Source organism: Vibrio sp. PBL-C16, from assembly GCF_034321865.1.
GTDB classification, from domain to species: domain Bacteria; phylum Pseudomonadota; class Gammaproteobacteria; order Enterobacterales; family Vibrionaceae; genus Vibrio; species Vibrio alginolyticus.
Genome location: NZ_JAXLNY010000001.1, coordinates 1,140,481 through 1,163,746 on the forward strand (window position 1 = coordinate 1,140,481; position 23,266 = coordinate 1,163,746).

Genomic DNA, 23,266 nt, shown 5'->3' on the forward strand with positions numbered 1-23,266 from the left:
CGCTATTGTCGCGGGCATAATAACGGTACTTCATCCTAACGGATTGTGTTTTAGGAATGAGTGACCTAGACGGAACTTTCGTACCTCTGAGCTAACAAAATTGGTAATCAGCTCGTCCATCTACGCCACTCTAGGCATCTTACTTACTCGCCTGTGCACGAACTTCAGTAAGGCGTTTAGAAATACGATTCACATCTTCACGGCTGAAGATTTCATCTAGGTTCATCGACAATTTACGACGCCAGTTTGGATACTCATCCACCGTACCAGGAATATTGACCGGTTGATCCATTTCTAGCCAGTCTTCAAGCTGAACACTAAGCAGTGCAGAGTCACCCGCGGCTACGTGCAGTTGCAGCGCTTCGCTTAGGTATGAATCCATTGGCACGTACTGAGCATCATGACCAATGCCTTCTGGCAAATAGCCATGCCAGCGAACGCTGTCTAGAATGCCTTGCTTGCACTTCAAGCGATCAGCAAATAAGCCTTCCAACTGTTTTTCATCTGGGTAAAGGCCAATCTCACGACCCATTTTCAAATCATCGCAGTGCCAGAAACCACGGAGGGTTGGCATGTCATGCGTACACAGTGCCGCCATCGATTGCTCTGCGTAGTGCTTCGGAGAAATGAACCCACCGTCTTCTTTCGAAGTTTCGAAGAAGAATACTTTGTATGAGTGCACACCTGCATCGCGTAGGATATCGACGATTTCATCTGGCACAGTACCTAAGTCTTCACCAATCACAGAACACTGATGACGGTGCGACTCAAGCGCTAAGATTGCTAGCATGTCTTCCACTGGGTAGTACAGATACGCACCTTCTGTCGCCTTCTCGCCTTTTGGAATCCACCAAAGGCGAAGCAGACCAAGTACGTGGTCGATACGCAATGCACCACAGTGCTTCATGTTGGCACGTAACAACTTGATGTACGCGTCGTAACCCGTCGCTTCTAAAACTTGAGGGTTAAGCGGAGGCAGACCCCAGTTTTGACCCAGAGGACCAAGTACATCCGGCGGCGCACCGATGCTTGCGTCTAACACTAAGTTACCGTCGTCGGCCCATGTTTCGCTACCTGAATCTGCAACACCAACCGCAAGGTCGCGGTACAAACCCACAGCCATGCCTTTTTCTTCGGCTAGCGCTTGCGCTTCTTTGATTTGATCGTCTGCGATCCATTGCAGGTACATGTACAAGTGAACACGATCTTGGTTATCCTTGATGTACTTCTGAGTACCAGCTGCGTCGAATGTGCGGTATTTCTCAGGGAATACTGGCCAGCCCCACATGTTTGCATCTTCTGAATGTAAATCAGCATGAAGTGCATCGAATGCAGCTTGGTGTAGCAAGCTGTCGCCGCCTTTTTCAACAAAGTCCAAGAAGGCACGAGCGCGATCGGTGTTTTTGTCTAAATGGCGAGCTTTAAACTCACTGAATAGCAACGGAAGAACGCTCATTTTTAGTTGCGAAACTTCGGTGTAATTCACCCAATGAGAGTCTCGCGCTTTTTGTAAACGTTGTTGGAACTCTGCACTACCCACTCGCTGTTGTGCTTCTGCACTTAGCGCGAATTCAGGTACAGAGCTTACGTCGATGTACATAATGTTCAACCAACGACGAGAAGACGGGCTGTATGGGCTTGCCCCTTCTGGATTCGCAGGGAACAGCGAGTGAATCGGGTTCAAGCCAATGAAGTCACCGCCACGAGAGGCAATATCACTCACCAGTTGTTTTAGGTCACCAAAATCACCGATGCCCCAGTTATGCTGAGTACGCAGTGTGTAAAGCTGGATACTAGGACCCCATAGCTTTTTGTGTTGGTTTAGATCGTCTTGTTTGAAACACGCTTTCGGCGTAATGATCAATGACATCTCGTAAGGTGTTTTACGACGCTTACGACTGATGATCAGTTTGTGATAACCCCAAGCCAAGTTCTTTGGCAATGCAAACACTAGAGGGCCACCCTCAGCACGCTCATCACGAACAATTTGGGACTGAAGATAGCCTTCAAGTACCTCTCCTTGTTCTGTTTCTAAACGCCAGCTGAATTCACTCTCACGAGCACTCGTACCTAGGTTTAGTTCCACTTCGACTGGTTCGCCGTCGCGTAAAACAAGAACAGGGGCTAGTACGTCTTTTTTATGTTTCTTTTCAGCAGAAGCCAGTAGTTTTTCATCACTGCTAGTATCGTAGCCAAGCGAAGCGAGCAAGCGGCGTAGCGTCTCCTCAGACACTTTAGCCTCATCTCCCCAAGCACTGACATAGCTATCAGCCAATCTCGCCATTTCCGCGACTTTCTTTAATGCTGTTTGTTCTTTCATCGCTTTCTCCGAAGGTAATACCAACACCTTCCATGTAGGGTTTTATTGTTATCAATAACTTCTTTTGGAAAATGACCAAAGGTAGCGCTTGGCTACCTTGGTCTTAACTAGGTTCTATTAGCGTTTCACCGCTTCAAGTTTCCAGATATTGTTCACGTAGTCGCGGATTGAGCGGTCTGACGTGAACTTGCCAACAAGGGCGGTATTAAGAATGGCCTTCTTCGCCCAGCCAGCTTGATCTTTATATTGTTCGCTCATGTCTTCGTGCGCTTTCACGTAAGATGCAAAGTCCGCAAGACATAAGTACGGGTCACCGCCGTCTAGTAGGCTGTCATACGTTGCACGCAGTAAGCCTGGTTGACCTGGTGTGAACTCTTCACCCAATAGCAAGTCCATTGACGCTTTGAGTAAGTGATCCGCATTGTAGTAATCAAATGGGTTGTAACCTTGAGCTTTCAGCGCTTTCACACCTTCAACATCTAGACCGAAGATATAGATGTTCTCATCGCCTACTTCCTCACGAATCTCAACGTTTGCACCATCCATTGTACCGATAGTTAGCGCACCGTTTAGCGCCATCTTCATGTTACCTGTACCTGATGCTTCTTTACCCGCTAGCGAGATTTGTTGAGAAACGTCAGCCGCAGGGATAATGATTTCAGCCATGCTCACACGGTAGTCAGGGATGAATACCACTTTCAGCTTGTTACCGATGCGAGGATCGTTGTTCACCTTGTCTGCAATCTTGTTGATTGCGAAGATGATTTCTTTCGCTAGGTGGTAACCCGGTGCTGCTTTTGCTGCGAAGAACACAACGCGTGGCGTACACTCAAAACCTGGTTCATTAAGAATACGGTGGTACAGAGACAGTACGTGTAGCAAGTCTAGATGCTGACGTTTGTACTCGTGTAGACGCTTGATTTGAACATCGAAGATTGCATTAGTATCGAGCTCGATACCCATGTTCTCTTTCACCCAAGTTGCTAGGCGTTCTTTGTTCTCTTTCTTCACTGCCATGAATTCTTTTTGGAATGTCGCGTCAGTGGCGTACTTCGCAATACCTTCAAGTTGCTCTAGTTTCGCTGGCCATTCTGGGCCGACTTTCTCAGTGATAAGCTGAGACAGACCTGGGTTACAGAACTTCAACCAGCGACGTGGCGTAATACCGTTCGTTACGTTGTGTAGACGTGTCGGGTACATTTCGTGGAACTCTGGGAATAGGTCTTTCTTAACCAATTCAGAATGAAGTGCTGCTACACCGTTTACTGCGTAAGAGCCGATTACACATAGGTTTGCCATGCGAACCATGCGGTGGAAACCTTCTTCGATGATAGAAAGCTTCTGTTGCTTCGCGACATCACCCGGCCACATTGCACGTACGTCTTGTAGGAAGCGGTGGTTGATCTCGTAAATGATCTCCATATGACGTGGTAGCAGGTGCTGGATTAGCGACTCTGGCCATGTCTCTAGTGCTTCTGGAAGTAGCGTGTGGTTGGTGTACGCAAATGTCTTAGAGCTGATTTCCCAAGCCGCTTCCCAAGCTAAACCTTTTTCATCCATCAGGATGCGCATTAGTTCAGGAATCGCAATCGTTGGGTGCGTATCGTTAAGCTGGATAGTCTCTTGCTTAGGTAGATCCGCTAGCGAGTAGCCCGCAGCTTCGTGGCGACGTAGGATGTCACGTACAGACGCTGCTGAGTGGAAGTACTGCTGCATTAGACGCAGTGTTTTACCTTTCTCGTGGTTGTCGTTCGGGTAAAGCACTTTAGTGATGTTACCTGCGTCGATCAGTGCGTGCTGAGCTTCGAAGTAATCACCATTGTTAAAGCTTGCTAGTGAGAATGGTGCAATCGCCTGACATTCCCAAAGACGTAGCGGGTAAACCGTGTCTGATTCGTAACCCACAATTGGAAGATCCCAAGGCATTGCTCTTACTGTCATGCCTGGTACCCATTTGCGAACTTCTTTACCGTTCTCGTTAATCACTTCAACGTGACCGTAGAAACCGATCTCTTGCGCAAGTTCTGGACGCGCAATTTCCCAAGGGTAGCCTTCTACACCGCGCCAAGCGTCAGGTGCTTCTTGCTGGCGACCATCTTTGAATGACTGTTTAAATAGACCGTATTCGTAATGTAAACCATAGCCGACAGTTGGGAATTCTTGTGCCGCACATGAATCCATGAAACACGCAGCCAGACGACCAAGGCCACCATTACCCAATGATGGGTCGCGCTCTTCTTCTAGCAGATCAGTTAGGTTGTAACCTAGTTCAGCCATTGCTTCTGTTACTTGTTCGTACAGACCCATGCTGATTAGGTTGTTACCAGTCAAACGACCGATAAGGAATTCTAGCGAAAGGTAGTTAACGCTCTTCGCACTTTTAATGCGTGGATCTTCTTCTGTCGCAAGCAAATCTAGAGTAGTAAATTCAGCCAGAGCATGCCCCATTGCTAGGTACCATGCGCGGCTGTCTGCGTTTTCAATCGTATGAGCGTAAGTTACAGATAGGTGTTTCTTTACGCTTTCTTGGAACGACTTCTTGTCAAATTGTTTTTGTTGAGTAGGTTTCATTACGAAATTCTCACGTCTTTTGGTAATTCATCTGCCATACATCGTGCATTTACCTCTGTGAATAAACATCCTCCTAATTCTCATCCTTTGAAGGAGGAGGGCTGAGGGCGTAGAGGGGGTACCATTGCTAGGTTAGTGATCCAAATCTCAACAAAGTGAACTTTGCACCAGTTCTTAGTGATTTTGATCACAATGGAATGTGAGAAAGGTTAAAACCCGTTCATGACGCTTTTTATAGTCCACTCATCTGATGATGTGAAAATTGTAATATCGGTCACATTAACTCGGTCAGCGTAGAAGAACTTTTCGTAATCTATGTGCAACGCGATCTTAACGCTAACGAAACAAACGACATTTAAGTGACGACAATCACAAATAAAGGGCGTAGTTGATGGTAAATCCATCAACCCTTGAGAATTAGGAAGTGGATCAAAGTAACGAACATTTCTGATGTCGTAACATCCCTCTCAGCTCACAGGATTGTACGCTTTTTATACAAACTAGAATTAGGCGATGTGAGTTATTTCTAGTTTTCGCTAGCTTTTATATCTAAGTGACCGTATGGAATGGTTTTTCAGACGGACGCAAGCCCCAACAGTAGCGACATTATCCGGTATTCAAACAGTGTTTTTGATGCTGATGACATCATTCAGTAAGACGGCTTTCAAGGGGGCTTTACTAGAATGATCACGTTGCTGTCATTTGGGTATACATAAATAAGGACATAACTACTAATGTGGATTCCATCTAAGCTTACTCGACCAGGACGCCTGCACAATGCCATCGTGCGCCCACGAGTGTTGGACTTACTACAGCAAGCGCCTTACTACAAATTGGTTTTATTCCGATCCCCAGCAGGTTACGGAAAAACAACAATGGCAGCGCAGTGGCTATCCGATAAGCCAAACGTCGGTTGGTACAGCATTGATGACAGCGATAACGACGGCTTTCGCTTTGTAAACTATCTGCTTCAAGCATTAAACAAAGCCACCAACTTCAGTTGCGCTAACGCACAAAAACTGGCGGAAAAACGTCAGATCTCGTCTTTACGCTCCCTATTTAGCGAAGTATTCGCTGAAATGGCTGACTTTCATCAAGAATGCTACGTGGTGCTTGATGACTACCATTTAATCACGAATGATGAAATCCATGAATCCATGCGTTTCTTCTTAAAGCACATGCCAGACAACCTCACCGTTGTGGTAACCAGTCGTGCAGCGCCGCCTCTAGGCACTGCAAACTTACGTGTTCGTGATTTAATGATCGAAATTGGCAACGAGATGTTGGCGTTTGATACCGAAGAAACCACTCGCTTCTTTAACCAGCGTATCGCCGATGGTATTGATGAAGACATGGCGAACAGCCTAAGAACCTATGTTGAAGGTTGGCCATCGGCGATGCAGTTGATCGCATTACAAGCCCAACATCAAAACCGCACATTGGCGCAAACTGTAGAGTCGGTATCGCAGTTCAATCACGCGCACTTGTGGGATTACTTGGTCGAAGAAGTGTTTGACTTACTCGATCACGAAACTCGTCACTTTTTAATGCAAGTATCCGTGCTTGACCACTTCAATGATGAGCTAGTGTTTGCCCTTACCCAACGCGAAGACGCACTGGGAATGATTGAATCGCTTAACCGTTACGGCTTATTCATTTACCCGCTCGAAGGGGAACAGAACTGGTTCCGGTTCCATAACTTATTTGGCGAGTTTTTATCTCATGAGCGCCAAGCTCGTATTCCTCAGCAAGAAAAAGATCTCCACCGCAATGCTGCTATCGCTTGGTTACAGCAAAAAGCACCACACCAAGCGATTCATCATGCACAAAAATCGAATGATAAGGACTTAGTGGTAGAGATCCTAAACGAATTCGGCTGGAAGATGTTTAACCAAGGCGAACTCAGCACACTGGAAAGCTCAATTAACAAGTTGGACGATGATCTGTTGTTCAGCCACCCAAAACTTACGATGCTCCGAGCATGGTTGGCTCAAAGTCAGCATCGTTATAACCAAGTGGGCCACCTGCTTGAAGAAGCGGAAGAGGAACACAAAAAGCGTAACATTGCGTTAGATATTCATTATCAAGGTCAAGCAAACGCGTTGCTTGCTCAAGTGGCTATCAACAGTAACCAACCAGAAAAAGCTCTCGAATTAGCGGAGCTAGCGCTTAGCCAACTTGATAACACTATTTACCGTAGCCGAATTGTGGCGACTTCGGTTGTTGGTGAAGTTAACCACGTGCTAGGTAAACTAGACCGTGCTTTGCCGATGATGCAACAAACTGAAAAGCTAGCTCGTCAGTATCAAGTATATCACCAAGCGTTATGGGCAATATTGCAGCAAAGCGAGATTTTAATTGCACAAGGTTACGTGCAAGCTGCCTTTGAACTACAAGATTCCGCATTTCGTCTGATTGAAGATCAGCAGCTTCAGCATGTTCCTCTTCATGAATTTTTGCTGCGTATTCGCGCGCAAGTACTTTGGTGCTGGAACCGACTTGATGAAGCGGAAGAATGCGCGTACAAAGGTCTGCAAATTCTCGAAAACCATTCACCAAGCAAGCACTTACATAGCTATTCGATGTTGGCGCGTATTGCGATTGGACGCGGTGAATTAGACAAAGCCGGTAAATTCATTGAGCACATCCAACACTTGATGAAACAGTCGACTTACCACGTAGATTGGACTGCAAACGCTTCACTATCGTTGATTCTATTTTGGCAAGCGCGCGGGAATACCGATGCAATGCAAGAATGGCTCAACACTGCGGTTCGTCCTGAATCGGCATGCAACCACTTTTCTCAATTGCAATGGCGTAACATTGCCCGCGCCCACATTAACTTAGGCCAATATACCGACGCTCGTGCTGCGTTAGATTTCCTCCAAGGTGAAGCTCGTCGCACTAACCTAATCACAGATACTAATCGCAACTTAGTGGTTGAAGCGGTCCTTTCTGCTCGCCAAAAAGATGAGGAGCAAGCCAAGGCTCTGTTAAAAGAAGCATTAGTAATGACGAACCAAACTGGCATGGTCGGAAACTTCCTGATTGATGGTGCAACCATTGGCGGTCTGCTGGAGAAGTTGAGCCTCCGCCATGAACTGGGCGATCTTGAGCGTCACCGTGCTCAACAGTTAATGAAGGACATTTCATCGAATCAACGTAGCCGGTCAATTCACTTTGATGAAGACTTTATTGAAAAGTTGGTGAATCACCCTAATGTGCCAGAGCTAGTACGTACCAGCCCATTAACACAACGCGAATGGCAGGTTCTGGGACTGATTTATTCAGGCTTTAGTAACGAGCAAATCGCACAAGAGCTGGATGTGGCAGGTACGACAATTAAAACCCACATTCGCAACCTGTACCAAAAGCTTAATATTGCTAATCGTAAAGAAGCCATTGTGACAGCTGAAAATTTGCTACAGTTAATGGGATACTGAACTGCTCGATAAACGGGTTAAAACGTAAAGTAAAACACAAGGGTTGACATAACACGTCAGCCCTTTTTTATGACTGACAGAAAGAGAAGTGCAATTTGCAAAGCACGTAAGTAACGTTGTTCATATAAAAAAATAGCCAACCGCAATAATCGCGATTGGCTTATATTTAGTGTGAACAAATTGTATTCACTAACAACGTCAGTTGGCTAGGTGACCCTCGGCTTAAGAAGGGTCGAGCAGTATTATGCATTAATCATGCCAAAAAGCAAAGACTTATTTTTGGGCACAAGATCTCATATAAGCTGGATTTATTCACGCGCAAATTATCAAAATGCAATTTTATAATGCAAATTGCAATTGCATAATGCAACCAAGATTGATAATTGATAGTAGAGTTAATCATCTCAAAAATGTAAACCAAGCATTAAAAGCTCGTTACGGCGGCATTGTCTCTTGGCGGGTAATAAAGATAGGCAATAGATTGGATATAAAACCAAGTAGTTACAGCACTATTTCATACTTTTTTCATCGCAATGTTTGTATACTCTCTGCCATCGAAACGACTTAGCATTAGAGCAATGAACTACTTAATTACTTTCTTCAAGGGAATCGCCATGGGTGCAGCAGATGTTGTACCTGGTGTATCTGGCGGCACCATCGCGTTTATCACTGGTATTTACGATACGCTGCTTGAAAGCATTCGACGCATTAACCCCTCACTTTTCTCTATCTGGCGAAAAGAAGGGTTTAAAGCCGCGTTTAATCACATCAACGGATTCTTCCTTATCGCTCTGTTTGCCGGCATTTTCACCAGTATTGCAACGCTAGCAAAGTTGATTACTTGGCTTCTTGACACACACCCGATCCCACTTTGGTCATTTTTCTTTGGTCTGATTTTGGTCTCTGTGTATCACATTATTCGTCAGGTTGAGCAACGCGATCTTGTCCGCTTTGTCATTCTGCTCGTTGGTGTCGGGTTTGCTTATAGTATTACTGTGCTCAAACCTTTACACATGGAACCAACGGCCATTAACACCTTATTCGCTGGAGCTATCGCGATTTGTGCGATGATCTTGCCGGGTATCTCTGGCAGTTTTATTTTGCTGCTGATTGGCATGTATGCTCCTGTATTAGCCGCAGTGAAAGGTTTTCAAGTCGATACATTAGCGCTATTTTTGTCTGGCTGCGTGATCGGTTTACTGTCCTTCTCTCACTTATTGTCGTGGTTACTACGCAAGTTCCGTGATTTCACCCTGATGTTTTTGACTGGATTAATGATTGGTACGTTGCCAAAGATTTGGCCATGGAAAGAAACCATCACTTGGCGCACCAATTCGAAGGGCGAACAAGTGCCATTGCTACAGCACAACCTATCACCATTTGAATTTGAACACGTGACATCACAACCTTCTCAGTTAGTACTTGCTGTCGTAATGATGCTTGCAGCCATTGCTCTGGTTTTGGGTCTAGAGAAATTCGCAGATTCAGATAAATAACTTTGGTATCAAACACATACTGAACCAAATAAAAACGGAGCCAATTGGCTCCGTTTTTATCTATTGGCTAAGGGCAAAACATCTCAATTGAAAACTCTGCTGTATTTGATGCAATAAAGTCCGTCGCGTTACTAGGAAGCTGGTCACCGAGGTATAACGCACAATTTACCGAGGTCACGAGTTGGCGAGCGGCGCATCTGTGCTACGATGCTCGTAATGTTAAGTGATAAATGCTGAACCTTCATGAAAGTGTTACAAATCGCCGCTGTTTCAGCCGCATTAGTTGCGGGATTTTATGCCCCGACTCTAATAAAAAGCTTTTCTTCTTCCACTCAAAGCAAGTCAATAGATGAATACTGCTTTCTCTCTACAACCTCTTGCGTCCAAGAAAATGTTACGATGACACTAAACTCAGAAACTGCTCAACCCTTGGTTCCTACCACTCTAAATGTTGAGTGGCATACAAGCGATGCTAAGCAACTCATCCTAAGTCTTTCAGGAAGAGAAATGGAGATGGGTGAGCCTAAGTTTTTGCTGAAGCAAATCGCTCCTGGCCAATATCAAGGTGACATCATTCTCCCGGTTTGCACGGAGGATGCGATGACTTGGGTTGGTGAACTCAGTGATGGAGAGAATACCGTTTACCCTGCTATAAAAATGCAAAGATAAGGAATCGTTATGAGCCGCAATTGGTCCCTATTTCTCGTAGCTGCTTTCGCACTCGGGTTTGGCGTAAAGAGCTATTTAGATAATCAGAACACGAAGCCAGAGCTAGTGGACAGTTCCACCTCTCAACAAACGGTATTGTTTGGGGAAAATAACCAAGCCGTCAATATCTTCGATGTGAATGACCCTCGCATCCGAGTTGTCTATTTTGGCTTTACTCGCTGCCCAGACGTTTGCCCAACTTCTCTTGCAATGCTGGCAGGGGCACTGAATCAAATTGACGACGCGCAAAAAGCACAACTACGCCCGATGTTCATTTCTTTAGACCCAGAGCGTGATGAGGCCGATGCATCAGCAAAATATGCCCATTACTTCCATCCAATGATTGAAGGCCTATCGGCACCACTTGATGTAACGACACCTTTGGCACACAACTATGGTGTCATTTTCCGTAAGACAGAATTGGAAGGCTCGGAACTAAAGTACACGCTGGATCATAGCTCTTACTTTTACTTCTTGAAGCCGGATGGCACGTTAATCACTAAAGTACCGCATACACTCTCACCGGCACCGATTGTTGAAGCCATTTCAAAACTAACGACCGAAGGCTCTTCAAATGACGGTTAAGTCAGTGCTGAAGCAATTTTTCAATTTCCTAACTCATACCAACCCCAATGTCGAACAAGACGTCGATACGATCATTGACGCCATTGGGGGCATAGAGAACCTGCTAGAAACTGGTGCATGTGCGACTCGGCTGCGCCTTACCCTCAGAGCGACGTCCGTCATCGATAAGAACGCACTCAAAAATCATGGCGCGCATGGCGTCGTGATATTGGATGATCGTCATGTCCAAATCATATACGGCTTAAAAGCCAACACGTATTCGCAGATTATGGAAGAGCGCATCACAAAACAAAGTTAATATTTTTGCAGTATAGCTACCCTCTTTAAAAAACGGCGGCTATACTCTTTTGGCTTAATTAACTCACTTATTTATTAACCAACGAAGAGGACACAAGATGATTGTATTGAATAACACTAACTGGGCATCGCAAGGGTAACCCTAACAGCACCAACTCTGTGGCATAGCCACAACTCCCCTTCTCTGCCCGGTCTTCACCGGGGTCAACTCTATCCGAATTAGACCCTAATGCGATTTGTATTAAGGCGCTTTGTTGCGTCTGGGATAATTCAATAATGAATCAAACACATACTTTTTGTGACACATTAGTTTCAACTTCAAACCCTCTAAAACAATTGGGTTGGAAACCATTTTTTCAGCAACAACTGACATTAGACGATTACGACAACACTATCTTTGCTCGTGTAATTGCGCATCACCGAAGTGGTTATTTATTGGCAACAGAAACTGGGCAAGTTCATCTTAATACCCACCATTCTTTACCCAATATGACCGTCGGAGACTGGGTAATCTTAAATGAAGATCAGCAATTTGTTCGCTTACTGGATCGCTTGAGCCTCTTTAGCCGCAAAGCCGCTGGCAGCAAAGTGGCAGAGCAACTCATCGCAGCCAATGTGGATACAGTGTTTATCGTGTGTTCCCTTAACGACGACTTCAATTTAAGTCGTATTGAACGTTATCTTGCCTTGGCTCATGAAGCCGAAGTCGAACCCGTCATCGTGCTTTCCAAAGCCGATTTGTGTGACAATACTGATGAACTAAAAAGCCAAGTACAGAAGCTCGACCCTCTATTAGCTATAGAGACAGTCAACGGCTTAGAAATAGAGAGTGCTTCTAAACTCATGACCTGGTGCAAAGAAGGACAAACCCTCGCTTTTATCGGTTCTTCAGGCGTTGGCAAATCAACTCTTGTTAATGCATTACTCGGGCAACAAGAACAGGCAACTGGGCATATTCGTGAAGACGATAGCAAAGGGCGACATACAACTACATCGCGCTCTATCCATCTATTACCTGATGGCGGCATCTTGATTGATACTCCGGGAATGCGCGAGCTTCAACTAGTAGATTGTGAATCGGGGGTCAGTGAGGCATTTTCTGACATTGAGGCTCTCGCTCAGCGTTGTCGCTTTGGTGATTGCCAGCATCAAACTGAGCCGGGTTGCGCAATTCAAACTGCGATTGAAAATGGCAAACTGGAAGTTCGTCGTTTCAATAACTATCAAAAACTATTGCGAGAACAAGCCTTTAACGGTGCGACTTTGGCAGAGCAACGAGCTCAAAGTCGACAATTCGGGAAACTCACTCGAAATGCCATGAGTGATAAGCGCAGGCGCCAACAAAGTTATTAATTTGTTGCGTTTGAGTTGTCAATAAAATCAAAGGAGACGAAAGTCTCCTTTTTAACAACTTTATTAAAAACCATTACTCATAACTAATGATAATTTTCAACATAAAAATCTTATTTAAATAACATTGAGCAAACATTTAATCCAAAAACAAACTAAAACTAGACACAAAATATTACCAAGCTAAGATATGTGATATTCAGCAAGAAAATGGCTGAATTTATAAAAACAGGATAATTGATAATCATGTGTCTTAGTGACCAGAAGCAATGCTCACCCCTTGTAATATAAGGGCATTATCGCCGTGTAATGATGGACTATTGCCCTGCCACTCTGGCATAAAATTGCAGGAATGATGTATGCAACACAACAGCCTCGTTGCCCGATATGCTCGTGGTAACCTCGTCGTCCAGATCCTTGTCGGTATCGTCTTTGGTATTTTGCTCGCGACAATTTCTCCAAGCCATGCCGAAAGCGCGGGATTAATTGGTAGCCTTTTTGTCGGTGCGCTTAAAGCGATCGCGCCAATCCTTGTGTTTATTTTGGTTGCCGCTTCAATTGCAAACCAAAAGAAAAACCAACACACTTACATGCGCCCAATCGTTGTACTGTACCTGATGGGTACATTCTTCGCGGCGCTATCAGCAGTGGTTCTAAGCTTCCTTTTCCCGACCAATTTAACGCTTGTCACCGGCGCTGAAGGTGCAACGCCTCCTCAAGGTATTGCTGAAATTCTACGCACATTGTTGTTTAAACTGGTCGACAACCCAGTAAATGCACTAGTAGAAGCAAACTACATCGGCATTCTTGCTTGGGGTGTGGGTCTGGGTCTTGCACTACACCACGCATCGGCAACAACGAAGGCCGTATTTGAAGATCTAAGCCACAGCGTGTCTCACATTGTGCGCTTTATCATTCGTCTTGCACCATTTGGTATCTTTGGCTTGGTTGCTTCAACGTTTGCGACAACGGGCTTTAGCGCACTAGCAAGCTACGCACACCTTCTGGCGGTTCTTCTTGGCGCAATGATGATCATCGCACTCGTTGTAAACCCAGCGATCGTGTTCGCTAAAACCAAACAAAACCCTTACCCACTTGTATTCCGTTGTCTACGTGAAAGTGGTGTAACTGCGTTCTTCACTCGTTCAAGTGCGGCGAATATTCCAGTAAACATGGCACTATGTGAGAAGCTAAAACTGGACGAGGATACATACTCAGTATCTATCCCTCTAGGTGCGACCATCAACATGGCTGGTGCTGCAATCACTATCACAACACTAACGCTTGCAGCTGTGCACACTATGGGTATCGAAGTTGATCTACTGACTGCGCTACTTCTAAGTATTGTAGCTGCGGTTTCTGCATGCGGCGCATCAGGTGTTGCAGGTGGCTCTCTACTACTTATCCCACTTGCGTGTGGCCTGTTTGGTATCTCAAACGACGTAGCAATGCAGGTTGTAGCGGTTGGCTTCATTATCGGTGTGATTCAAGACTCTGCAGAAACTGCGCTAAACAGCTCAACAGACGTTGTCTTTACGGCAGCAGTTTGTAAATCAGAGCAGCAAAAAGCTCAGTAAGACTGACAGAACAAATAGAAAGGGGAGCCGATGATGGCTCCCCTTTTTTGTTTAATTGCGCTCAATTATGCGGTGACCAGAGCCACTTCTTCAATCGGGAAGTGTTTGCTTGGCTCAACAAACTCTTGCTGCGCCGCAATAGTTTGCAGCTCCCATTCGCCTGCATGGTACGTTGCACTTAACACCCCGTAGCATGCGTCATGACAATGTTGGAAAGCTTGCTTAGGAGACCAGCCTTTTAAGAGTCCCGCGGTAAAGATAGCTGAAATAAGATCGCCCACGCCAACAGGTTGTTTAGCAAACTCAAATTGAGGACGCTTCGCAAGGTAAATACCTTCTTGCGTAGCCAATAGCATGTTGAAGCTGCCATTTTCTAGGCAGTAAAGGTGCTTAACTAGCACCACCTTTGGACCTTTCTCTAGCGCACGTTGGCATGCGGTGATCGCATCGTCTAGTGAGTGGATTTCCATCTCAGCAAATTGACTTAGCTCGAATTGGTTCGGAACGATCACGTCCGCCATTGGCATCAAACGCGTTAGAAGATTTTCAGCAATGCCCGGAGCCACAATGCAGCCTTTGTCTGGCGCGCCCATCACAGGGTCGCAAACATAAAGTGCGTTCGGGTTCGCTTGCTTCACTTTCGTCACGGTATCTTCAACAACAAGACACTGCTCTGCGCTACCTTGGTAGCCCGTCAATACCGCTTGGCACTTTTCCAATGCACCGATGTTACCAAGGCCACGAACTAACTCGCTGATGTCTTCAGCCGCAAACGCTCGCCCAGTCCAGCCTTCTTGATACTGCGTGTGGTTAGAAAATTGAACGGTATGAATCGGCCATACTTCGAAACCCATGCGTTGCATTGGGAAAACGGCACTGCTGTTACCAGCATGACCAAAAGAAACATGAGATTGTATAGAGAGGATACCTTGCATAGTACCTTACCTCTTATTGTAGTTATCGATAGTTCAAAGACAGCGGCAAGCGCCAGTTTTGCGAAACCAGTAGTGTATCCGACAAACCAAGATTCTCTAACTCAATTCTCCTCAATATCTTCAGAGTAAGTTGGCGCGCTGGTTTTCAACACCATCTTCTTAATTTCCATTTTGTCTTTATTCAGTGCGATTTCTAGGGTATCTCCTTCCCTTATCCCGAGCTGAGCCAGGATTACGCTTGGAATGACTACGGCGGTGTCGTCACCGATTTTAACAGGTTGACTTATCATCTTTCGTCCTCCAAATGTCGAAAATGAGTTTTCACGTCATTGGATGTCTAGCCTCAAATACGTTGAGCTGACTTGGATTGGCGTAACATTTTAAAGACAAAAGAAAAGCCTCAATCTTGAGGCTTCTGGATAAGATAGGTTATGGCTGAAGGAAGTTTTGAGTGAAATCGAGCGCCTCTTTAGAGAGTTTTTTTTCGTTGGGCGATGTGCTTGCCTGGTCTTCTGCTGTTACCGTTGTCATGTTAGGCTGAAAATCTAGTGTTGATGCCTCCTCCCAAGCTTCGGAGGCGTCTTTATTCTCATCATTCAACACCGCATTGAGCTCCTCTTCCGCAGGAAAATACGCTTCGCGTTTGTACACTTTGTTAAGGGCTCGAATAATAGAGTGCTTTCTCACCATTCCTGAGGCCAGCTTTCTTTGCAACGGCTTCGCTATGGACTGCAATCCAACGACAACATCAACACCAATATTGGTTGCCACTTCATCACGTAACGTACGCGCAGGTTGGTAGCCCATATTGGCAGCAAGAAACAGCCAAACGTAAGCAATTGCATTACCCGTTTTACCTTTATCCTTCCACGCTTCGCCAGCATGATACATCGCTTTAGCACTGCCACCTTCCGCGGCCCGTTCCAGCCAGTAGCAACCTTTAACCATGCTTTTTTCTGTACCAATGCCATTTAGGTAACATAAGCCGACTTGGATCTTGCCATCTGCACTGTCTTTTTCCGCCGCTTTCATAAACCAGTAAAGCGCATCTGCACTGCGTCCTGCACTATTGTCTGGTGAAAGCTGCCATTCCCCCATATAAATCATGGCATCAATGCAGCCTTCTTCGGCGGCAGTTTCAATCAGTTGGTTACCTTTTGGGATATTTTTTTCAGTTCCTCGACCAAAGACCAAGGCCTTGCCCGTCGAAAATTTCGCTTCGGTATCCCCTTCCATTCCCGCAATTGCGGTACGCCAGAAGTTTGCCTGCTCTTTTAAAATCACATCTTCGCGCATGCGTTCACTTAAGCGAACAATGCCGTACATCCCCGTCACATTGTCCAGTTTAGCGGCTTTATCATACCAATACAGCGCTTGACGAATGTTGTCCTTTTCGGCTTCTTTCGCTAGAAATAAAATGGTGGGGATATGCCCGGTTTCTGCTTTGAACTCTCGCTCTTTACGCTCTTGCTCTCGCGCTTTATGCATCGCCTTTCGATAAGCGGCTTCGCGAGCTTTCCTCTCTGCCTCGAGTCTCTGTTTCCGCATCGACAACGAGATCATCCACACAAATATCAGGACGAGTGAAAGGCCAGTTGCCGCAATGGCAATGCCCATACTACTCATAAATAGCCTCTTTTGGTTTCAGGGCCCAATTCAACTCCCTTTCAGGGAAATCTTATGATTACGCGCCGACATAACGCCGACTACCTTCATTATATAACGACCACTTAGCGAAAATCTGAAGCTTGCGAAGACTTAATGGCGGTATTTTATTCAACATCACTGCAACTTATTTTTAAAAGAAAAATATAGCCCTCATTTTTATAGAACTTAATCACGGTTTTGGGGCTGAGGCATTCTCATCCCCTATCATCCCCCCTTACTCATCCCATAAAAATTTACATTTTAATGATGTGCAGAATCTCTCACTATGCGCCTGTTTTATTATTTAATTTGTGAACAAAATCGACTGTGACAGAAAATTTGCATCTGTAAAAAACTTAACAGCCTGCTCTCACATTTTGCTGATGATTCAGTGTATTAGCATCTAATTGAACATTTCCTTTTTTGGCATCTGCCTTTCTAGCGTGTGCAAAACCTTCTTGATGATTGAGTCAGCGAAGGCAGCGCGCAGCTCAATATCAATTCAATAACAATGGATTTGTAAACGTGGACAATAAGACATTTAAATTATCAACAATTGCCAAAACCGTACTGCCTTTGATTTCCGTCGCGGTAATCAGCGGTTGTGGTAGTGATAGCACGAACGAAGATACGACGAACCCTGGCTCAGGCTTGTACCCTGCGGGAGAGAACGAAGTCGTCATTTATTACAAACGTGATGTAGCATCAGCTTCAACAGCAAGCGACTACGAAGGTTGGGGCTTGCACCTATGGAACGGTGAGGGCTGTACCAGCACAGATTTAGACGCAATGGGCATTCCGGGAACAGGAACGGATTGGTCTGCGCCACACCCATTCGATGGCATCAACGACACCTACGGTGCTTACTACGTACTGAAAGTGAACCCAGATGCCTCTGACCCACACGAATGCATGAACTTCATTCTGCACAAAGGTGATGAGAAAGCATTCGGCAGTGCAAACTCAAAAGTGGAGCTGACGAAAATCGGCGAATCTAAAGGGTTGTTTGGCTTCCACGGCAGCAGTGAGCTTTACTACGAGCCAATCGAAGAACGCCCTGTTGATATTGATGGTCAAAAAGCGCATTGGCTAGATGCCAACACCATCGCGTGGGAAGCGGCGGCCAATGCGGATTCCATGAAGCTGTTCTACAGCCTTAGCAATGACATCAAAATGGATGAAGATAAGCAAATCTCTGGCGGTACAGCGGTTGAGCTGACAAAGGCTGGTGAGTTGTCTGATGGTCTGAAATCACGCTTCCGTCACCTTGCTAGCCTTCAAGCTGCGGGTATCGATGTCGATGACGCGACCTTGCGTACGATCCTGAAGTCACAAATCGTTATGGTGGCTTACAACGCAAATGGTGACGTCATTTCTGCAACTGAAGTGCAAAAACCGGGCGTTTTGGATGCGGTGTTTGCCGATTCCAAGACAGGTAACGCGATCGGTCAAGAACTCGGTGCGATTGTGGAAGGCGGTGCCGCAACCTTCAAACTATGGGCACCAACTGCCCAAGATGTTGATCTGATAATCTACGATGAAAACTTAGCAGAAGAAGCGACCGTTGCCATGACGGAAGACCCAGCAACAGGTATCTGGGTTTCTGAGGCACAAAGCAACGTTGTCAACAAATACTATCGCTACCAAGTTAAGGTATACCACCCAACAACTGGCGTCGTTGAAACGCGTTTGGTAACAGACCCATATTCAATGAGCTTGTCTAAGAACTCACGATACTCGCAAGTGGTTGATTTAGATGATCCAAGCTTAATGCCTCAAGATTGGAAAAACTACGCACGCCCAACGGTTAAAAAAGACGAAGACCACGTCCTTTACGAGTCACACATTCGTGATTTCAGCTTTAACGACAGCAAAGGCACACCAAGTCTTGATGGCAAATATCTGGCGCTTACAGAACCTGAGCGTGAGTCTGTATCTCACTTACAAGCTTTAAAAGATGCTGGCCTAACAACGCTACATATCTTGCCAGCATTTGATATTGCAACCGTGGATGAAGACGCTGACCAGCGAGTCGATATCACCGACACCGTGGGTAAACTTTGTGGCATCAAGCCAGAAGCCTCCATTTGTGAGACCGAAGATGACGGCAAAGTAATTGAAGAGGTATTAAATAGCTACGACCCAACAACGGGCAAAGCACAAGCGTTGATGAACGATCTTCGCATGCTAGACAGCTTCAACTGGGGTTACGACCCTTACCACTACACCGTGCCGGAAGGCAGTTATGCGACCGATCCTAACGGGTCTAAGCGTATTCTTGAGTTCCGCGAAATGGTTCAAGCGACGCATAAAATGGATCTGAAACTGGTCATGGACGTCGTGTACAACCACACAAATGCATCTGGTGTGAACGAAAAATCAGTACTGGATAAGATTGTCCCTGGGTACTACCACCGCCTAAACGTCAACACTGGCGGCGTCGAAAACTCAACCTGTTGTGATAACACCGCAACCGAGAACTTGATGATGGGTAAACTAATGGTTGACTCATTGATGGTATGGGCGGATGACTATAAAGTCGATGGTTTCCGTTTTGACCTTATGGGCCACCAGCCGAAAGATGTGATGGTTTACGCACTTGAAAAAGTCCGTGAAATTGACCCGAATACCTTGTTCTACGGCGAAGGTTGGGACTTTGGTGAAGTCGCGCAAAACGCTCGCTTCGATCAGGCGACACAAGTCAACATGGCAGGGACAGAAATCGGTACTTTCTCTGATCGTCTGCGTGACGCAGTTCGTGGCGGAAGCCCGTTTGATGGCGGTGTAGATTCTGAAGGTAAGCACCCACTTCGCTTTAACCAAGGCTTTGGTAATGCTGCTTACCCTAACGAAGAAACCAAAACTGACGCAGAATCGGTGAATGGTCGTTTACACAACCAAGATCTGGTTCGTCTAGGTATGGCTGGTAACTTGGCTGACTACATCCTTCTTGATTACAAAGGCGAAACCAAACTGGGTAAGAACGTTGATTACAATGGTGCGCCTGCAGGCTACACAAAAGTGCCATCAGAGAACATCTCTTACGTGTCTAAGCACGACAACCAAACATTGTGGGATAACAACGCCTACAAGATTGCGACTGGCACTTCATCTGCCGAGCGTGCACGTATGCAGGCTGTGTCCCTATCAACGGTGATGCTTGGTCAAGGCATTCCATTCATCCACATGGGTTCTGAGCTATTGCGCTCTAAATCCATGCAGCGCGACTCGTACGATTCTGGTGACTGGTTCAACCGTGTATTCTTCGACGGAAGCGACAATAACTGGAACGTTGGTCTACCACGTGAAGACAAAGACGGTGCAAACTGGGAGCTGATCAAAACCATCGTTGGTGACAGCACGGCGAAACCAGATTCAACCGACATCGAGCTGACTAAGCAACAATTCCTAGAGCTACTAAAAATCCGTAGCACAAGCGAACTGTTCCGCCTAGATACCGCGCAAGAAGTGATGAACCGTGTGGACTTCCGCAACGTAGGGAAAGACCAAGTGGAAGGCTTGATTGTGATGTCTATCGACGATGGTACATCAGCAGGTGCCGATTTAGATTCGAACTACGATGCTGTCGTGGCCGTTGTGAACTCAACATCAACTGAGAAGTCTTTCAAAGTTGCTGGCGCAACTGGTTTCGAGTTACATGAAGTTCAACAAAACTCTGCGGATGACATCGTGAAAGGTGCAAGCTTCACCAATGAAACGTTCACAGTACCAGCACTGACAACAGCGGTATTCGTGCAGCCACAAAACGGCGCACAAGGTGCTGGCCTACCAGTAAACACGGATAACAAAGACGTATCGAGCATTCCTCCTTACGGCGAAACCGTTGTTTACGTGAAAGGCACGATGAACGAGTGGTCTGATAGCAGTGATTGGGCGATGACCTTTATTGGCAACGGTATGTACTCTGTAACTGGCGTTCTTGAAGCTGGTGAACACGAGTTCAAATTCGCGGACTCTGGTTGGGCAAATCCAAACATCGGTTGTGATATTGCGAATATAGCTTCTGGTTCACTAGACTTAGGTTCAGAAGGTAACTGTAAGCTGTCTGTTGCTGAAACAGGTAAGTACAACTTCACTCTGAACGCGCTACATGTTCAAGATGAAAGCGTAGAAAAACCGGTCGTGTCAGTGACCAAGTCAGCAGATGCACCAACATTCGGTGAAACAGCACTTTACTTACGTGGCACTATCACTACATGGGATGCTCCAGCACAAGACTCAACTGCGAAGTTCAGCTATGTAGCAAATGACGTTTACTCGCTAGACATTACCCTAGCGGCGGGCAACTACGAGATGAAAGTTGCGAGCGCAGACTGGGCAGCAGACACCAACTTCGGTGGCGAAGGCAGTGTTGAGCTTGGTAAAGCGCTAACGATGGAAGTCGGTGGCGGTAGTGCAAACCTGAAAATTGCGATTGCAGAAGCAGGAAATTACAACTTCCACTTCAACGCGGCTGACAAGTCGGCGCCAATCGTGACGGTAACCAAAAACTAGTTTCATTTAAAAACATCCGTAATGAAAAAGGGGAAGCATCACGCTTCCCCTTTGTTTTGTTGGCGTCACTAAATGGTGGATACCAAAATCAAAAAGGTGTTAGTTTCCCCAAATCTGTTCAACAAACTCAGGATGATCAATGAATGGATTACGATTGCCCTGAAAATCAAACACTTGTTGATTGCGATTTCGTTCTTTTTCACTAACGGGATCATTTTTGTGCCAACGCTTAAGCATGTTTAACACCCAAGGTTCAAAAACCGTCGAACTTGAACCATCAAGGACAGCATCCGCATTGCTTGAATTGCCTTCCCAGTTACCTACAATATTTTCATAGCGGGTTGCCATGTAGAAATAAGCACGGGCGAAGTCGCCCTTAAACTCATCAATCGGCTCAAACACCGTACCGGAGTAGCCCAGACTAGTGCTTGCTTGGCCAAGTTTAGAGCCATTACTAGACACGTAGGTCGCGGTGCCCACTTCACCAAATGGCCAATTACTGCGCTTCGCGTTTACATAACCATCAGTCGCAAACAAGTGATGACCGTCTGAGTTCATCGGCTCAACCTTACCGCCAAACCAGCTTTTCGGAAAAGAGTGCTCACGGTTGTAGCAATCCCCTTCCGTTTTGTATTGGCCACATTGGTCTGTGACTTTGGTAAAGCTTACTGTATCGCTAGCAGATGGCTTTTCAGAGTACATATCGAGAATAGAGCCATCATTTTCATAATAACGATCAATATCGGCATCTTTTACCAAGGTCCAGACCGCAGAATAGCCTCGGCTGGAGTGATTATTGATAATGTTAAACAACGCTGTTTTTAGAGCGTATCCCGTCTTACCAGATGCCGCTTGATAGTAACCATCAACCACTGGTGGGGTCGTCGTTGTGTCACCTAAGTTAAAATCGGTGGTTTCACTTTTCGAGAATTCAGCGCCAGAAGCAAGAGTCTTATCTCCCTCAGTCAGCGTGTACGACCCCGCGCCACTGCCACAACAAATGCCGTCACCATACTCGTCTTGAATCGTGAATTGGTAGTTACCGTCAGCTAAGCACATGCTCTTTTCAATGGTGATTGCTGACTCATATCCCTGACCAGAAAACAGTACTTCAGCTTGGTTGTTTTTTAACGTCCAGCTAGTTTCTGAACCATAATTATCTGTTGTGAGAGTCAAGACCACTTGGTGATCACTACAACTTTCTACAGGAGGTTGTGTACTCGTCTCAGTCGGTTGAAAATTATCGACGTAGACAACTTCTGAGCCATCAAAACTGGCTTCATCGTAAAAACGCAAACCGACGTTGATGGTCTTGTTCGAGCTCGCTGTGTAGTTGTGCGCAAGCTCTTGCCACTGGTTTATCTGTTGTGGGTTCGAGTAATTGTGATAACCATCAACCACCAGACGTGCTTTTACATTTCCTTCGGTATGATAAACCGAGACAGAAAACGGATAGGTTTTCCCTTGCTCCACATTAATGGTTTGCAAAAAGTCGGTGTTGCTTTGGGTACCTGTATTCACGACGACCTGGGCAGCCAGACCACCCGATTTGATTTGCTCGCTGCTTGGCGACACTGCAATGCCAGCGTCAATCTCTGACCACTGCGTAGGTACATTGCCATTCCACTGTTCAAAGTCACCGTTGATAATTTGGCTATATGCAAACGGCGAGCTAACAGCAGCAAGGAGACAGAGGGAGTTCGTTATGGATTTCATTATACTTTTCCATTAGTTATATAAATCCCAAACACGATAAACATATTAGTGGGGCATAAGTAATCCTTCAGTCACATTTTTACGTTGCACAAGTGTTAATTTACTT

Annotated in this window: 14 protein-coding genes; 8 read left to right on the forward strand and 6 right to left on the reverse strand. The window is 45.8% G+C overall.

The annotated features are described in order from the left end of the window. Nucleotides 1-139: 139 nt before the first annotated feature. Both malQ and UQW94_RS04915 read right to left on the reverse strand, forming a co-directional pair. Nucleotides 140-2,320: a 4-alpha-glucanotransferase gene (gene malQ / locus UQW94_RS04910; protein ID WP_213866692.1), complete on the reverse strand. Its 2,181-nt coding sequence runs from the start codon at nucleotides 2,318-2,320 to the stop codon at nucleotides 140-142. 117 nt (nucleotides 2,321-2,437) lie between these two features. Beyond that, complete coding sequence (locus UQW94_RS04915) at nucleotides 2,438-4,891, reverse strand: glycogen/starch/alpha-glucan phosphorylase (RefSeq protein WP_005374836.1); 2,454 nt, start codon at nucleotides 4,889-4,891, stop codon at nucleotides 2,438-2,440. Nucleotides 4,892-5,625: 734 nt separating this feature from the next. On the opposite strand from UQW94_RS04915, the gene malT reads away from it, so the two are divergent. From malT to sstT, 7 genes are all read left to right on the forward strand, one after another. Continuing rightward, nucleotides 5,626-8,334, forward strand: a complete 2,709-nt coding sequence (gene malT, locus UQW94_RS04920; RefSeq protein ID WP_005374834.1) for an HTH-type transcriptional regulator MalT — start codon at nucleotides 5,626-5,628, stop codon at nucleotides 8,332-8,334. 578 nt (nucleotides 8,335-8,912) lie between these two features. Next, nucleotides 8,913-9,830 (forward strand): DUF368 domain-containing protein, encoded by a 918-nt coding sequence (locus tag UQW94_RS04925; RefSeq protein WP_017820124.1) that lies wholly within the window; start codon nucleotides 8,913-8,915, stop codon nucleotides 9,828-9,830. Between the two features lie 243 nt (nucleotides 9,831-10,073). Then, nucleotides 10,074-10,499, forward strand: a complete 426-nt coding sequence (locus tag UQW94_RS04930; protein WP_017820123.1) for a hypothetical protein — start codon at nucleotides 10,074-10,076, stop codon at nucleotides 10,497-10,499. A 9-nt stretch (nucleotides 10,500-10,508) separates the two neighbouring features. Then, nucleotides 10,509-11,123, forward strand: a complete 615-nt coding sequence (locus UQW94_RS04935; protein ID WP_017820122.1) for an SCO family protein — start codon at nucleotides 10,509-10,511, stop codon at nucleotides 11,121-11,123. Then, on the forward strand, nucleotides 11,113-11,421 hold the full coding sequence (locus tag UQW94_RS04940; RefSeq protein WP_005384641.1) for a PTS transporter subunit EIIB: 309 nt from the start codon (nucleotides 11,113-11,115) through the stop codon (nucleotides 11,419-11,421). The genes UQW94_RS04935 and UQW94_RS04940 overlap by 11 nt, the downstream gene beginning before the upstream one ends. Before the next feature lie 275 nt (nucleotides 11,422-11,696). After that, nucleotides 11,697-12,773, forward strand: coding sequence for a ribosome small subunit-dependent GTPase A (gene rsgA, locus UQW94_RS04945; RefSeq protein ID WP_225473757.1), 1,077 nt, complete (start codon nucleotides 11,697-11,699; stop codon nucleotides 12,771-12,773). A gap of 356 nt (nucleotides 12,774-13,129) precedes the next feature. Further along, the gene (sstT, locus tag UQW94_RS04950; RefSeq protein WP_213869934.1) at nucleotides 13,130-14,347 is read left to right on the forward strand and encodes a serine/threonine transporter SstT; all 1,218 of its coding nucleotides are present in this window, start codon (nucleotides 13,130-13,132) and stop codon (nucleotides 14,345-14,347) included. Between the two features lie 65 nt (nucleotides 14,348-14,412). Here the strand turns inward: sstT and pdxY are convergent, their stop codons facing one another. From pdxY to UQW94_RS04965, 3 genes are all read right to left on the reverse strand, one after another. Continuing rightward, nucleotides 14,413-15,282 (reverse strand): pyridoxal kinase PdxY, encoded by an 870-nt coding sequence (gene pdxY, locus UQW94_RS04955; RefSeq protein WP_182038106.1) that lies wholly within the window; start codon nucleotides 15,280-15,282, stop codon nucleotides 14,413-14,415. Nucleotides 15,283-15,383: 101 nt separating this feature from the next. Then, the gene (locus UQW94_RS04960; protein ID WP_017634469.1) at nucleotides 15,384-15,572 is read right to left on the reverse strand and encodes an AbrB/MazE/SpoVT family DNA-binding domain-containing protein; all 189 of its coding nucleotides are present in this window, start codon (nucleotides 15,570-15,572) and stop codon (nucleotides 15,384-15,386) included. A gap of 139 nt (nucleotides 15,573-15,711) precedes the next feature. Continuing rightward, a complete protein-coding gene (locus tag UQW94_RS04965; RefSeq protein WP_132936243.1) occupies nucleotides 15,712-16,908 on the reverse strand; it encodes a tetratricopeptide repeat protein in 1,197 nt (398 codons plus the stop codon). Between the two features lie 546 nt (nucleotides 16,909-17,454). Here UQW94_RS04965 and pulA point away from each other — a divergent pair. Beyond that, nucleotides 17,455-21,444, forward strand: a complete 3,990-nt coding sequence (pulA, locus tag UQW94_RS04970) for a pullulanase-type alpha-1,6-glucosidase (RefSeq protein WP_239938921.1) — start codon at nucleotides 17,455-17,457, stop codon at nucleotides 21,442-21,444. Between the two features lie 99 nt (nucleotides 21,445-21,543). Here the strand turns inward: pulA and UQW94_RS04975 are convergent, their stop codons facing one another. Further along, nucleotides 21,544-23,160: an endonuclease gene (locus tag UQW94_RS04975; RefSeq protein WP_322142047.1), complete on the reverse strand. Its 1,617-nt coding sequence runs from the start codon at nucleotides 23,158-23,160 to the stop codon at nucleotides 21,544-21,546. Nucleotides 23,161-23,266 lie beyond the last annotated feature (106 nt).

Bases quoted from the DNA above. Each gene is read 5' to 3' on its own strand.
- malQ (WP_213866692.1), bottom strand. From the start codon at position 2,320: ATGAAAGAACAAACAGCATTAAAGAAAGTCGCGGAAATGGCGAGATTG.
- UQW94_RS04915 (WP_005374836.1), bottom strand. From the start codon at position 4,891: ATGAAACCTACTCAACAAAAACAATTTGACAAGAAGTCGTTCCAAGAA.
- malT (WP_005374834.1), top strand. From the start codon at position 5,626: ATGTGGATTCCATCTAAGCTTACTCGACCAGGACGCCTGCACAATGCC.
- UQW94_RS04925 (WP_017820124.1), top strand. From the start codon at position 8,913: ATGAACTACTTAATTACTTTCTTCAAGGGAATCGCCATGGGTGCAGCA.
- UQW94_RS04930 (WP_017820123.1), top strand. From the start codon at position 10,074: ATGAAAGTGTTACAAATCGCCGCTGTTTCAGCCGCATTAGTTGCGGGA.
- UQW94_RS04935 (WP_017820122.1), top strand. From the start codon at position 10,509: ATGAGCCGCAATTGGTCCCTATTTCTCGTAGCTGCTTTCGCACTCGGG.
- UQW94_RS04940 (WP_005384641.1), top strand. From the start codon at position 11,113: ATGACGGTTAAGTCAGTGCTGAAGCAATTTTTCAATTTCCTAACTCAT.
- rsgA (WP_225473757.1), top strand. From the start codon at position 11,697: ATGAATCAAACACATACTTTTTGTGACACATTAGTTTCAACTTCAAAC.
- sstT (WP_213869934.1), top strand. From the start codon at position 13,130: ATGCAACACAACAGCCTCGTTGCCCGATATGCTCGTGGTAACCTCGTC.
- pdxY (WP_182038106.1), bottom strand. From the start codon at position 15,282: ATGCAAGGTATCCTCTCTATACAATCTCATGTTTCTTTTGGTCATGCT.
- UQW94_RS04960 (WP_017634469.1), bottom strand. From the start codon at position 15,572: ATGATAAGTCAACCTGTTAAAATCGGTGACGACACCGCCGTAGTCATT.
- UQW94_RS04965 (WP_132936243.1), bottom strand. From the start codon at position 16,908: ATGAGTAGTATGGGCATTGCCATTGCGGCAACTGGCCTTTCACTCGTC.
- UQW94_RS04975 (WP_322142047.1), bottom strand. From the start codon at position 23,160: ATGAAATCCATAACGAACTCCCTCTGTCTCCTTGCTGCTGTTAGCTCG.